Below are 13,257 nucleotides of genomic sequence, written 5' to 3' on the forward strand. Positions count from 1 at the left end.
CCCGCCATCAGCCGCCGGCTGTCTCGCCGTGCCGGCTGCAGCGCGCCGTCCAGCCGAGCGGGCTCACCTGGACCACCAGCCGCCGCGCGCAGAACGTGCAGTAGCGCGGCGGCTCCAGCGCCGTCCGTGGGTTGTGGCACGCCGGGTGGTCCGCGCCACCCGGCGACGGCTGTCCACAGTGGACACAGAACCCCGCAGCTTCAGAGGCTGTCACTGAGGGCCTTGATGGGCATCTTGAGCTCGTCCAGCATCTCCAGGTCCGCCGAAGCCGGCCGGCCGAGGTTGGTCAGGTAGTTGCCGACGATGATCGCGTTGATCCCGCCGAGCATGCCCTGCTCCGCGCCGAGGTCGCCGAGCGTCAGCTCGCGGCCGCCGGCGAAGCGCAGCATCGTGCGCGGCATCGCGAGCCGGAACGCCGCGACCGTCCGCAACGCGTCGCGGCCCTCGACGATTTCGTAGTGCTCGTAAGGCGTGCCCGGCTGCGGGATGAGGAAGTTCATCGGCACTTCGTCCGGGTTCAGCGACGCCAGCTGCACCGCGAACTCCGCGCGCTGCTCGACCGTCTCCCCCATGCCGATGATGCCGCCGCAGCAGACCTCCATGCCCGCGTCGGCGACCATGCGCAGCGTGTCCCAGCGCTCTTCCCACGTGTGCGTCGTGACCACCGACGGGAAGTGCGAGCGCGCCGTCTCGAGGTTGTGGTTGTAGCGGTGCACGCCCATGTCGACGAGCTCGTCGACCTGCTCCTGCGTCAGCATGCCCAGCGAGCAGGCGATCTGGATGTCGTTCCCGTCCTCGCGGATCGCGCGAACACCCTCACGCACCTGCGAGAGCAGCCGCTTGTCGGGACCGCGGACGGCGGCGACGATGCAGAACTCCGTCGCGCCGGTTTCGGCGGTCTGCCGGGCGGCCTTGACCAGGTTCGGGATGTCGAGCCACGCCGAGCGCACCGGCGTCGGGAAGCGGCCGGACTGCGAGCAGAAGTGGCAGTCCTCGGGGCAGCCGCCGGTCTTGAGGCTGATGATGCCCTCGACCTCGACCTCCGGCCCGCACCAGCGCATCCGCACCTCGTGCGCCAGGGCGAGCAGGTCGGGCAGCCGGTCGTCGGGCAGCCGCAGCACGTCGAGGACCTGCTGTTCGCCGAGGCCGACGCCACTTTCGAGGACCTGCTCGCGCGCCAAGGCGAGGACGTCGGTGTCCGGGACTGCGGTCACGGTGGCTCCTTGATCGAGGTGGTGCGGCAAACGTCCCTCATCGTGCACGAAGCGGCGGCGAGGGGACAGCGATGCAGGTCACTTCCCGGCGGAAGCGCAACCGGCGAAAAGCTCCGGGTCGAATTCGCCCCCGAACCACGGCGAGAGCCCGGCCCTCGCCGCGGCCAGGAAGTCCTCGCGGGAGGCCTGGCCGATGTCCGCGGGCAGCACGCCGAGCAACGGCGCCCCCGCCGCGACCGGCAGGTCTTCGAGGTTGGACAGCGCGGCGAGGTCCGGATCGGCCGGCCAGGCGCCGATGATCACGCCGGCGACGGTGAGCCCGCGCTTGCTCGCGACCTCGGCGGTGAGCGCGGTGGCGTTGAGCGTGCCGAGACCGGCCTCGGCCACGATGATCACGAGCGAGCCGAGCGACCACGCGACGTCGGCGAGGCTCGCGCCGGAGCTGTCGAAGCGCACCAGGAGCCCGCCGGCGCCCTCGATGAGGGTGAGGTCGTGCCCGGTGTCGAGGTCGGACGCGGCCTGCGCGATTTCCCCGGGGTCGAGCGTGGGCAGCCCGCTGCGCCGGGCGGCGGCTTCCGGGGAGAGCGGATCCGGGTAGCGGCGCAGCTCGCGCGTGGTGACGTCCGGCCCGGCGAGGCGGACGACGTCTTGGAGGTCTCCGGGCTCGTCGGGCCGCACCCCGGTCTGGGCGGGCTTGAGCACGGCCACCCGCTGTCCCCCGGCTGCCGCCAGGGCCGCGATCGCCGCCGTGGTGATCGTCTTGCCGACCCCGGTCCCGGTCCCCGTCATCACCAGCATGCTCACGGACCATCAACATAGTGACTCCGGGGCGGGGCGCGCACGCGGGCCGTGGTCAGCGCCGCCGGCGGCGTCCCGTCGCGCGCGGGCTGAGCCGGGTCCGCGGCCCGCGGACCCGGCTCAGCCCGGTGGCTCAGGCGCCCGGCACCGCCACCGGCGCCCCGGCCGGGCGGAACGTCCGCTCGGCCGCGTCGAACAGGTACACCTGGGCGTCGCCGACGTGGAAGTACATCCCCGTCAGCTGCAGCTTCCCGGCCGACTCGGCCGCCGCCACGGCCGGGTACTCACGCAGGTGCTCCAGCTGCTGCAGCACGTTGTGCAGCGCCAGCCGGTCGCCCTCGCGGTCCGGGACCGCGCCGTCGAGGGTGGCCGAGCCCAGCCGGTGCGCGCTCGGCTCCGCGTGGCGCAGCCAGGCCGACAGCGGCCCCGGCGGCGGACCGTCGGCCAGCGCCGCCATCGCACCGCAGGAGGAATGGCCGCAGACGACGATCTCCGACACCCCGAGGACACCCACCGCGTACTCGATCGACGCGTTCATCGACGCGTCCGCCTGGCCCGGCGGCACCAGGTTGCCGATGTTGCGGATGGTGAACAGGTCGCCCGGCCCGCTGGTGGTGATCAGGTTCGGCACGATCCGCGAGTCGCCGCACGTGATGAACAGCGTGCGGGGCCGCTGGCCGTCGGCGAGGCCGGACAGGGTGTCCTTCAGCAGCGGCGCCGCGCGGCGGTGGAACTCCGTGGCGCCGCGGCGGGTCTGCTGGGCCGGGATCTCGACGCCCTCCGCCGCCTGCCACTCCGACCAGGGCGCGAGCCAGCGCGGCACCGCCCGAGCCGCGGAGCGGTGGCGGGTCGGACGGCCGTCCTTGCCGTTGCCGAACCACGGGTGGCCGACCTCGTCGACCTCCACCGTGCCGCCGGCGCGCTCGTGCGCCTGCTGCCAGGTGTGCAGGCTTTCGAACGCCGCGTGGTCGAGGTAGTCGACGACCAGCTCCAGCCGCACGGTGACGCCGCCCGGGACGGTCCCGAGCACCTTCGACAGCCGCGGCACCGACAGGAACGTCAGGACGCCTTCGACGACGACGCGCCAGTCGTCGCCTTCGCGTTCGACGTGGATACCGGACCAGACCGTGCGGCGCAGCATCAGCACCACTGCCAGGCCGATGCCCGCCAGCACGCCGGTGAGCAGGTCGAACACCACGACGCCGCCGAGGGTCAGCAGGTACACCGGCAGATCGCCGTGGGCCAGCACGGTCTTCATGTGCCCGGGGTTGACCAGTTTCGCGCCGACGTGCACCAGCAGCCCGGCCAGCGCGGCCAGGGGGATGCTCTCGATCAGCCCGGCGAGCAGGACGACGAACAGCAGCACCCAGACGCCGTGCAGCACCGCCGACGCCCGGGACCTGGCCCCGGCGGCGACGTTGGTGGAGCTGCGGACGATGACGCCGGTGACGGGCAGGCCGCCCAGCGCGCCGGAGATCATGTTGGCGGTGCCCTGGCCGACGAGTTCGCGGTCGAGGTTGGCGCGCGGCCCGGTGTGCATGCGGTCCACCGCGACCGCCGAGAGCAGGCTCTCCACCGACGCGATCAGCGCGATCGTGACCACGGCGAGCGCGAACCCGCCCCAGCCGTCCGGCAGCTGCGGGACGAGGTGGACGTTCAGCAGGTCGCCCGGCAGTTCCACGCGCGGCAGCGTCATCCCGAACGCGACCGACACCACCGTGGCCACCGCGATCGCGGCGAGCGGCCCCGGGACCTTGCGGACCGCTGCGGGCAGCTTCGGCCAGATCAGCAGCAGGCCGATGGTGATCAGGCCGACGATGGCGGCCGAGTCGTGGTGGGCGACGATCTGGGCGGGCAGCTCGGCGACGTTCTCGACGGCCGAGCTCTGGGCCTTGCCGCCGAGGATGACGTGCAGCTGGCCGAGCACGATCGTGACGCCGATGCCGGCCAGCATGCCGTGCACGATCGCCGGCGAGATGGCCAGCGCGGCCCGCGCGATGCGGCTCAGCCCCAGCAGGATCTGGCACGCGCCGGCGGCGACGGTGATCGCGCAGGTGACGGCCCACCCGAACGTCTGGATGGTTTCGGCCATGACCACGGTCAGGCCGGCGGCCGGCCCGCTGACTTGGAGCGCGGAGCCGCCGAGCGCGCCCGCGACGATGCCACCGACGACGGCGGCGACCAGCCCGGCGGCGACCGGGGCACCCGAAGCGAGGGCGATGCCGAGGGACAGGGGGACAGCTACGAGGAAGACGACCAGTGAGGCCGGCAGGTCGTGTCGGAGCACGGCGAGGGGTCTCATGATCACCATGCAACCGGAAATCGAGTGAAATGTCCGCTATGTGCCACCCGATCGAGTGAAGAACTGGCGATATTTCACCCTTTTGTCACAAATCGGACATCCCGTTAACGCGACAGTAACACGCCGCCGACCTGTCGCTTGACAGATAAATTCGTTGCCATATAAGGCTTTCGTGACCCCAAACGGAGGGCGAGCGACCACCAGCCGGGCAACCGTCGTAGCCGACTGGACGCGGAGAGTGATCTAACTCTCGATCCACTGAAAGCGCTTCCTCGAGGCACTGCGTGGTGCGGCGGGGCCCGAGCACGGCGAAGGCCGCTTCCGAAGCACGGTGGGTGCCCCGGAAGCGGCCTCCGGCCGGTGAATCAGTGCTCCAGCGCCCCCGCGGGGACGAACCCGCGCGCGGCATCGTCCAGCAGCGACACCTGGGCGGCGCCGACGTCGAAGTACATCCCGGTGAGCCGCAACGCACCCCGCTCCAAAGCCGCGGCGACGACCGGGTAGCCGCGCAGGGTTTCCAGCTGCTGCACCACGTTCTGCAGCGCGAGCTGGTCGGCTTCGGCGGCCGGCCGCTCGCCGCCGAGCAGCAGCGGCGCTTCGCGGCTGCGACGGCGTAGGGTCGCTTCGCCGTGGCGCAGCCAGCTGCCAAGCTGGTCGAGCCCGTCCGGCGCCCGGCCGAGCAGCGCCTTCATCGCGCCGCAGCCGGAGTGCCCGCACACCACGATCTCGGCCACCTCCAGCACGCCGACGGCGTACTCGATCGCCGCCCCGACCGAGGTGTCGGTGTCGTCGGACGGCGGCACGAGGTTGCCGATGTTCCGCACCGTGAACAGGTCACCCGGCCCGCTGGTGGTGATCAGGTTCGGCACGATCCGCGCGTCGCCGCAGGTGATGAACAGCGTGTGCGGCTGCTGGCCGTGCGCCAGGCCGTCCCACGTCTCGCGCAGCAGCGGCGCGGTGCGGCGCTGGAACTCCGAAGCGCCCCGGCACAGCAGCGAGCTGGCGGTGCGCTGGGCGGGCAGCACGACGTGCTCGGCCTGCCACTGCGACCACGGCGCAAGCCAGCGGGGCACCACGCGCGCGGCGACGCTGCGGCGCACGGTCGGCTCCCCCGCGCGGCCGCGTTCGAACCACGGGTGGCCGATCTCGTCGACCGTGACCGGCCCGGCGTGCGCTTGCTGCCAGCCGCGCAGGCAGTCGAACGCGGCGTGGTCGAGGTAGTCGACGAGCAGCTCGAGGGTGACCTCGGCGTGCGGGGGCACGTCGGCGAGCACGCGGGTCAGCCGCGGCACGGACAGGAACGTCAGCGCGCCTTCGATGACGACGCGGTGGCGGTCGCCGTCCGTTTCGACGTGGATCCCGGAGAAGATCATCCGCCGCAGCATCATCGCCAGTGCGAGCAGGATCCCCGCCGCGACGCCGGTGAGCAGGTTGACGGCCACCGCACCGGCCAGGGTGACGGCGTACACCGGCAGGTCGCCGTGGCGCCGGACTTCCTTGAGCCCGTGCAGGTTCACCAGCTTCGTCCCGACGTACACCAGCAGCGCGGCCAGCGCGGCAAGGGGGATCAGCCGCAGCCCGCCGGTGAGCAGCAGGCAGGCGGCGAGGATCCAGGCGCAGTGCAGGATCGCCGACGCCCGGGTGCGCGCGCCGGCTTCGAAGTTGGTCATGCTGCGCACGATGACGCCGGTGACGGGGAACCCGCCGAGCGCGCCGGCGGCGACGTTCGCCGCGCCCTGCCCGATCAGTTCGCGGTCGAGGTCGGTGCGCGGGCCGCCGCGCAGCTTGTCGACCGAGACCGCGGACAGCAGGCTCTCCAGGCCGGCGATGAGCGCGATGGTGACCGCGGCGACGGCGAAGCCGCTCCAGCCGCCGTCCGGCAGCCGCGGCACGAGGTGCAGGGCGGGCAGGCCGGCGGGGAGGTCGACGCGCGGGAGGGTCATCCCGGTCGCGACGGACAGGCCGGTGGCCAGCGCGACGGCGGCCAGCGGCGCGGGCACGCGGCGGACGGCCTTCGGCAGCCGCGGCCAGGCCAGCAGGACGCCGAGGGTGACGACGCCGATCAGCACCGCCTGGTCGTGGTGGGCGGCGATCCGCCCCGGCAGCGCGAGGACGTTGGCGACCGCGGAGCCCTGCGCCGAGCCGCCGAGGACGACGTGCAGCTGGCCGAGCACGAGCGTGACGCCGATGCCGGCGAGCAGGCCGTGCACGATCGCCGGGGAGACGGCGAGCGCGGCGCGGGCGGCCCGGGTGAGGCCGAAGAGGATCTGGAGCAGGCCCGCGGCGACGGTGATCGCGCAGGTGGTGGGCCAGCCGTGGGTGGCGATCGTGTCGGCCACCACCATCGTGAGGGCGGCGGACGGCCCGCTGACCTGCAGCGGCGATCCGCCGAAGAGGCTCGCGACCAGCCCGCCGACGACGGCGGAGATCAGGCCGGAGAGCAGCGGTGCCCCGGCGGCGAAGGCCACGCCGAGGGACAGGGGGACGGCGACGAGGAAGACGACGATCGACGCGAGGAAATCGTGCTTGAGGTTCTCCCGCCGCTGCTGAAGCCAGTGGGCGGAGCGCTTCGGGGGTCCGGTGTCGTGTTCGCCACGAACGATCTCGATCATGGGGGCAGGATCGCCGAAACCGCGCGAAAAGTCCGCTACGCAAGCATTTCTCGCGTTCGTCCGGGCACAGGACGGACCGGGTTTCCGGGCTCCTTCACACTTACCGCCTCGACCGTTCGCGTGGTTTCGAACCGGCGTTGCCACGCAGCGCGACGGTGAGGGACCTTCGGGTCTCGGTGTGCCGGTGGTCACACCCGATGTGCTGAATTCAGGCCTTTTCGGCGACCGCAAGCATCGCCCGGGTGATCACGGCGAGGTCGTCGTCAGTCGAAACGTAGGGCGGCATGGCGTAGACGAGGTCCCGGAACGGCCGCAGCCAAGCGCCGTTCGCGGTGACGACGTCGGTGGCGACGGCCATGTCGACGGGGTGGTCGAGCTGCAGCACGCCGATCCCGCCCAGCACCCGCACGTCGGTGACGGCGGGCAGGTCGCGCGCCGGGGCCAGCCCGTCGAGGAGGGCCTTCTCGATCCGGGTGACGTCGTGGCGCCAGCTGCCGTCGGCGAGCAGGCCGAGCGAGGCGTTGGCGACGGCGGACGCGAGCGGGTTGCCCATGAAGGTCGGGCCGTGCGCGAGGACGGGCAGTTCGCCTCGGGCGATCCCGGCGGCGACGGCCGGGGTGCACAGGGCGGCGGCCATGCTCAGGTAGCCGCCGGTGAGCGCCTTGCCGACGCACATGACGTCGGGCGTGACACCGGCGTGCCCGGCGGCGAACAGCTCTCCGGTGCGGCCGAAGCCGGTCGCGATCTCGTCGAAGACGAGGAGGACGTCGTGCGCTTCGGTGATTTCCCGGAGGGCCCGCAGGTAGGCGGGGTGGTGGAAGCGCATCCCGCCGGCGCCCTGCACGACGGGTTCGACGATCACCGCGGCGAGTTCGTCCCGGTGCCGCTCGATTTCCGCGGCCAGTATGTCCACATAGGACTGGTCGGGCGGGGTGTCGAAACCGGACGGTGGTGCGGGCACGAAGATCTGTTCGGGCAGGACACCCCGCCAGAGCGAGTGCATGCCGCCTTCGGGGTCGCAGACGCTCATCGGGGTGAAGGTGTCGCCGTGGTAGCCGCCGCGCCAGGTGAGCAGCTTGTGCTTCCCGGTCCGCCCGCGGGAGCGTTGGTACTGCAGGCACATCTTGACCGCGACTTCGACCGAAACGGAACCGGAGTCGCAGAGGAAGACGTGCTCGAGACCGTCGGGGCTGAGGTCCACAAGGGTCTTGGCGAGGGTGATGGCCGGTTCGTGGGTGAGGCCGCCGAACATGACGTGGCTCATCCGCCCGGCTTGGGCGGTGAGGGCGGCATCGAGCACGGGGTGCCGGTAGCCGTGGACGGCGGACCACCACGAGGACATGCCGTCGACGAGCTCGCGGCCGTCGGCGAGGGTGAGCCGGACGCCGCTCGCTTCGGTGACCAGCAGGGACGGCACCTTCGCGGGCATGGGCGCGTAGGGGTGCCAGACGTGCTGGGCATCGAGGGCGAGCAGGCCGGCGGAGTCCATCCTCGAATTAAAACAGTGGCGCGAAGCGCCTCCGTCGAGGGTGGTGGCGGGAAGGAAGGCGGAGCCTACGACTCGGCTCGCCCCGGCCCGGCTCCCGGGCCTCACAACCGGACCGGCAGCACCTCCAGCCCGTGGACCAGCGAGCTCGTCCGGTAGACGAGCTCATCCGGCTTCGCGTCCAAGGCCAGCTCGGGGTACCGCGCCAGCAGACCGCCGATCGCGATCTCCGCCTCGAGCCGGGCGAGCGGCGCCCCCACGCAGTAGTGGATGCCGTGCCCGAACGCCAGGTGCCCGCCGGCCGCGCGCGTGACGTCCAGCTTGTCCGGCTCCGGGTACCGCTCGGCGTCGCGATTGGCGCCGAGCAGCGAAACCAGCACGAACTCGCCCTCCGGGATCGTCACCCCGGCCACCTCCACCGGCTCCGCCGTGAACCGCAGCGTCGCCAGGTGGATCGGGCCGTCGAAGCGCAGGAACTCCTCCACCGCGCCCGGCAGCAGCGCCGGCTCCGCGCGCAGCCGGGCCAGCTGCTCCGGCTCGCGCAGCAGCGCGAGCACACCGTTCGCGATCAGGTTGACCGTCGTCTCGTGGCCCGCCACCAGCAGCAGGAACGCCATCGAGACCAGCTCGGGCTCGGACAGCGAGTCGCCGTCGTCGGTGGCGTGCACCAGGTCCGACAGCAGGTCCTCGGCCGGCTCGGCGCGCTTCTGGGCGATCAGGTCCGTCAGGTACGCGAACATGCTCGCCGCCGCGGCCTGGATCTGCTCCGGGCGCACCGCCGCGTTCAGCAGCGTCTTGGACCAGCCGGAAAACTCCGCGCGGTCCTCCTCGCGCACCCCGAGCAGCTCGCAGATCACCGTGATCGGCAGCGGCGCGGCGAACGACGCCACCAGGTCCGCCCGCTCCTGCCCGGCCAGCGCGTCGAGCAGCTCCGCGGTGATCTCCTCGACCCGCGGCCGCAGCCGCGCCACCGTCCGCCCGGTGAACGCCTTGTTCACCAGCTTCCGCAGCCGCGTGTGGTCCGGCGGGTCCGAGTTCAACATGTGCCAGCTCAGGTCCTGCCCCAGGCCGTTCTGCAGGGCCTCCGGCGGCAGCTTCGCCGCGAACAGCTCGCGGATCCCCTGGCTGTTCTTCCTCAGCCGCGGATCCGACAGCAGCGCCCGCGCGTCCGCGAACCCCGTGACCACGTAGGCCGGCAGCCCCCGCGGTGGCAGCCGCACCCGGCGGACCGGGCCGCCGCCGCGCAGCATCTCGGAGAACACGTGCGCGTCCTGGGCGAAGTCCTCCGCTACCTCGACGATTTCGCCGGTCGTCATCTCAGCCCCCAGGGCTCACCGCGTCAGCGCTCGGCCAGTGCCGCCACGACGCGCTCGGTCACGTCCTGCCAGTATGCCCGCTGTTCCTCGCGCTCTTCCGCGCCCGCAAGCCATTCCTGGTGGAACCGCAGCGTCGTCTTCGCGCCCGAACCGCTCAGCCGCACCTGCACGGTCGAGTCGTGGTCCCAGTCGCTCGGCCGCCAGGTGAGCCGCACGCGGTCGCCGCCGACGAAGCTGCGGATCTCGCCGACCGTGCCGTTCGCCGTTTCGTACTCCGCGCCCGGTTCCTCGGGCAGCTCGACGCCGGGGCCGAGCCAGATCGCGACGCCCTCCCGGCTGACCAGGAAGTCCCACACGGCCTCGGCCGGGTACGGCAAGGTCCGCGAGACGCCGATGTTCCACCCGGCATCGGCCGTCTTCCCCGTTGAAGAAGTCATGTCCTCATCCTCGCACCGGGGTACGACAAAACCGGCGGCCGGCCCGGGTGGAGGATGGGAACCCGTGCGCTACCGCCCGATCTCCCCCGCCGTCCTCGCCGAAGAACTCACCGATCGCATCGACGCGCTCACCGGGCCGCGGATCGCGGTGGCCGTCGACGGCGCGGCGGGCGCCACGGAGACCGCGGAACTCGCCGACGCCCTGGTCGATCCGCTGCGCCTGCGCGGCCGCCCGACCCTGCGCGTGTCGGCCCGCGACTTCCTGCGTCCCGCGTCGCTGCGCTTCGAGCACGGCCGCACCAACCCCGACGCCCGCTACACCGACTGGCTCGACCTCGGCGCCCTCCGCCGCGAAGTCCTGGAGCCGCTCAAGGGGTCCGGCGAGGTCCTGCCGTCGCTGTGGGACGCCGAGCGCGACCGGGCGACCCGCGCCGAACGGGTGCCGCTGCCCGAAGGCGGCGTCTTGCTCCTCGACGGCGAACTGCTGCTCGGCGCCGGGCTCGCCTTCGACCTGGCCGTGCACCTGTGGCTCTCCCCCGCCGCCCTGCGCCGCCGCGTGCCGGACGGCTGGGCGGTCCCGGCCTACGAGCGCTACGAGGAAGAAGCGGACCCGGGCTCGCTCGCCGACGTCGTCGTGCGCGTCGACGATCCCCGCCACCCGGCGCTCTACACGCCTTAGCGGACGACGGCCACCGGATCGCCGTCCAGCAGGCCGGACAGCCGCCGCGCCATGACGTCCCAGCGCCAGTTCGCCGTCACCCACTCCCGGCCGGCCTCGCCCATCCGGCGCGCGCGCACCGGGTCGGCCAGCAGGCTCGCCAGTGTCTCGCTCAGCTGGACGACGTCCCGGCCCTCGACGACGTGCCCGGTGACCTCGTCGAGCACCGCCTCGGGCGCCCCGCCCGAGTTGCCGGCGACCACCGGCAGCCCGGTCGCCGAGGCTTCCAGGTAGACGATGCCGAGCCCCTCGACGTCGAGCCCCTTGCCGCGGGTGCGCGCGGGCATCGCGAAGACGTCGCCCGCGGCGTAGTGCGCCGGCAGCTCGGCCCACGGCACCGACCCGGTGAGCACGACGTCCCGCTCCAGGCCCAGCCCGGTGACCAGCTCGGCGAGCTTCCTGCGGTACGGGCCGCCGCCGACGATGAGCAGCGCCGCGTCCGGGACGCGCTCGCGGATCGACGGCAGCGCGCGGATCAGCTGGTCCTGGCCCTTGCGGGGGACCAGCCGCGACACGCAGACGACGGTCGGCCGGTCGCCGAGGCCGTGCCGGGCGCGGATCTCCGCCCGCCCGGCCGGATCCGGCCGGTACACCCCGGTGTCCACCCCGGACGGCAGCAGCTCCAGCCCGGCCATCGCGCCGAACGCCGCGGCGAAGCGGGCGCGGGTGTACCGGCTGACGTAGGTGACGACGTCGGTGGTGTCGCCGATCCGCCGCAGCGCCTGCCGCGAGCCCGGGAGCATGGACCAGCCGACCTCGTGGCCGTGCGTCGACGCCACGACGCGGCGCGCGCCGGCGCGGCGCAGCGGGTGCCCCAGCAGCGCGAGCGGCGCCGCGGCCCCGAACCAGACGGCTTCGCAGTCCCGCGCCCGCATGATCTGCTTCGCCCGGCGGAGCACGTCCGGCGTCGGCAGCATCAGCGACGTCGGGTGCCGGACGACCTCGAACGGCGCCTCGGCGTCGAACTCCTCGTGCGACCCCGTCCGCGACTCCCACGACGGCGCGTAGACGACCAGGTCGTCCGACGGCAGCCGGGTGGCGAGGGAGTTCAGGTAGTTCTGGATCCCCCCGGGCCGCGGCGGGAAGTCGTTGGTCACGAGCAGGGTCTTGAGCACACCCCAGAGGCTAACGACGAAGGGGCGGCACCGCGTGTGCGGTACCGCCCCTTCCCTGCTGCCGGGTTCACGCCGTCGGGCGGCGCGCCCCCGAGTACTGGCTCTGCAGCGGCGAGATCTTCACGACGTCACCGGTGTCGGGCGCGTGGACCATCTTGCCGTCGCCGATGTACATGCCGACGTGCGAAACAGGCGAGTAGAAGAACACCAGGTCGCCCGGCTGGAGCTGGTCCCGCGGCACCGCGGCGCCGAAGGTGGACTGCTCGCGGCTGGTCCGCGGGATGTCCACGTTGGCCTGCCCGTAGGCCCACGACGTCAGGCCCGAGCAGTCGAAGGTGCCCGGCCCGGTGGCGCCGTACTTGTACGGGCTGCCGAGCTTGCTCAGCGCCGCGTTCACCGCCGCCTGCGCGGCCGCGGTGGGCGCCTGGATGTTGGCGGGCGGGGTGCCGCCGCGGTCCTTCTGGGCGTTCTTGTCCGCGGTGCTCAGGTTCTTGTTGGCCGCTTCGAGCTGGTCGATCTGGTCGTTCAGCGTCTTCTGCTTGGCCTTGATGTCCTCGGTCAGCTTGGCCGCGGTGTCCCGCGCGTCCTGCGCGCGCTTCGCGGCGTCGCTGGCCTTGGCGGCCGCGTCGGTGGCCTGCTGGACGGCGCCGGTGAGGTTGCCCATCGCGGCGTTCTTGCCGGTCGCGATGACCTCGAGGGCCGAGGAGCGGTCGAGGAAGTCCTGGGTGGACGTGCCCGCCAGCAGCGCCGACAGCTTGTTCAGCTGGACACCGCTGGTGAACGACGCGCCGGCGAACTTGTCGACCTCGGTCTGGTACTTCTTCTGGCTCTCGGACGCCGCGGCGGCCTGCTGCTTCGCCGCGTTGACGTCACCGGTGGCCTTGTCGAGCTCACCCTGCTTCTTCTTCAGGTCGTCCTGAGCCGAAAGCAGGTCTTCGTTGAGCTTCTCGGCCTGGGCCGCCAGGTCGCGGTACTTGGCGAGGGCGTCGGAGCCGGTGGGCGGGGTCTGGAGAACGGGGACGGGGGCGGCGGTGGCCGTCGGCTGGGCCACGGTGACGAGGGTGATCACCGAGGCCGCGGCGAGGGCACCTGAAACCACGCGCCTGAGGGAATGCGACTGCACGGTCGCGCGGGTCTCCTTTGCGTCTCGGCCGCCGACGGGGACCGGGGCGCGAAGAGGTCGGGGAGTTCCTCTTCACCGCTTGTCCCACCCACCACGCGCCGAGCCGTGCGCTTTTGCCATGCACGAGCCGCAACAG

Annotated in this window: 11 protein-coding genes; 1 reads left to right on the forward strand and 10 read right to left on the reverse strand. The window is 72.6% G+C overall.

Annotation, left to right across the window (positions count from 1 at the left end; translation table 11 throughout):
- Positions 1–7 precede the first annotated feature (7 nt).
- From bsaP to ACWED2_RS08710, 8 genes are all read right to left on the reverse strand, one after another.
- Positions 8–214 carry a biotin synthase auxiliary protein BsaP gene (gene bsaP, locus ACWED2_RS08675; protein WP_449689821.1) on the reverse strand — a complete coding sequence of 69 codons (207 nt, stop codon included), beginning with the start codon at positions 212–214 and terminating at the stop codon, positions 8–10.
- A complete protein-coding gene (bioB, locus tag ACWED2_RS08680) occupies positions 201–1,214 on the reverse strand; it encodes a biotin synthase BioB (RefSeq protein ID WP_449689822.1) in 1,014 nt (337 codons plus the stop codon). Before bioB ends, bsaP begins: the two co-directional genes overlap by 14 nt.
- Before the next feature lie 78 nt (positions 1,215–1,292).
- Positions 1,293–2,012, reverse strand: coding sequence for a dethiobiotin synthase (gene bioD / locus ACWED2_RS08685; RefSeq protein WP_449689874.1), 720 nt, complete (start codon positions 2,010–2,012; stop codon positions 1,293–1,295).
- 133 nt (positions 2,013–2,145) lie between these two features.
- Complete coding sequence (locus ACWED2_RS08690) at positions 2,146–4,323, reverse strand: SulP family inorganic anion transporter (protein ID WP_449689823.1); 2,178 nt, start codon at positions 4,321–4,323, stop codon at positions 2,146–2,148.
- A gap of 356 nt (positions 4,324–4,679) precedes the next feature.
- The gene (locus ACWED2_RS08695) at positions 4,680–6,926 is read right to left on the reverse strand and encodes a bifunctional SulP family inorganic anion transporter/carbonic anhydrase (protein WP_449689824.1); all 2,247 of its coding nucleotides are present in this window, start codon (positions 6,924–6,926) and stop codon (positions 4,680–4,682) included.
- Positions 6,927–7,134: 208 nt separating this feature from the next.
- Positions 7,135–8,415, reverse strand: coding sequence for an adenosylmethionine--8-amino-7-oxononanoate transaminase (locus tag ACWED2_RS08700; protein WP_449689825.1), 1,281 nt, complete (start codon positions 8,413–8,415; stop codon positions 7,135–7,137).
- 101 nt (positions 8,416–8,516) lie between these two features.
- Entirely contained in the window at positions 8,517–9,728 is a 1,212-nt protein-coding gene (locus ACWED2_RS08705) for a cytochrome P450 family protein (RefSeq protein WP_449689826.1), read from the reverse strand.
- 23 nt (positions 9,729–9,751) lie between these two features.
- A complete protein-coding gene (locus ACWED2_RS08710) occupies positions 9,752–10,165 on the reverse strand; it encodes an SRPBCC family protein (RefSeq protein ID WP_449689827.1) in 414 nt (137 codons plus the stop codon).
- Positions 10,166–10,229: 64 nt separating this feature from the next.
- Between ACWED2_RS08710 and ACWED2_RS08715 the strand changes: the two genes are divergently transcribed.
- A complete protein-coding gene (locus ACWED2_RS08715) occupies positions 10,230–10,844 on the forward strand; it encodes a uridine kinase (protein WP_449689828.1) in 615 nt (204 codons plus the stop codon).
- On the opposite strand, the gene ACWED2_RS08720 is transcribed toward ACWED2_RS08715, so the two are convergent.
- Both ACWED2_RS08720 and ACWED2_RS08725 read right to left on the reverse strand, forming a co-directional pair.
- Positions 10,841–11,998: a glycosyltransferase family 4 protein gene (locus ACWED2_RS08720; protein WP_449689829.1), complete on the reverse strand. Its 1,158-nt coding sequence runs from the start codon at positions 11,996–11,998 to the stop codon at positions 10,841–10,843. The two genes, ACWED2_RS08715 and ACWED2_RS08720, sit on opposite strands and share 4 nt — an antisense overlap.
- A gap of 67 nt (positions 11,999–12,065) precedes the next feature.
- The gene (locus tag ACWED2_RS08725) at positions 12,066–13,121 is read right to left on the reverse strand and encodes a C40 family peptidase (RefSeq protein ID WP_449689830.1); all 1,056 of its coding nucleotides are present in this window, start codon (positions 13,119–13,121) and stop codon (positions 12,066–12,068) included.
- Positions 13,122–13,257: the final 136 nt, after the last annotated feature.

The sequence above is a fragment of the Amycolatopsis sp. NPDC005003 genome, assembly GCF_053600695.1.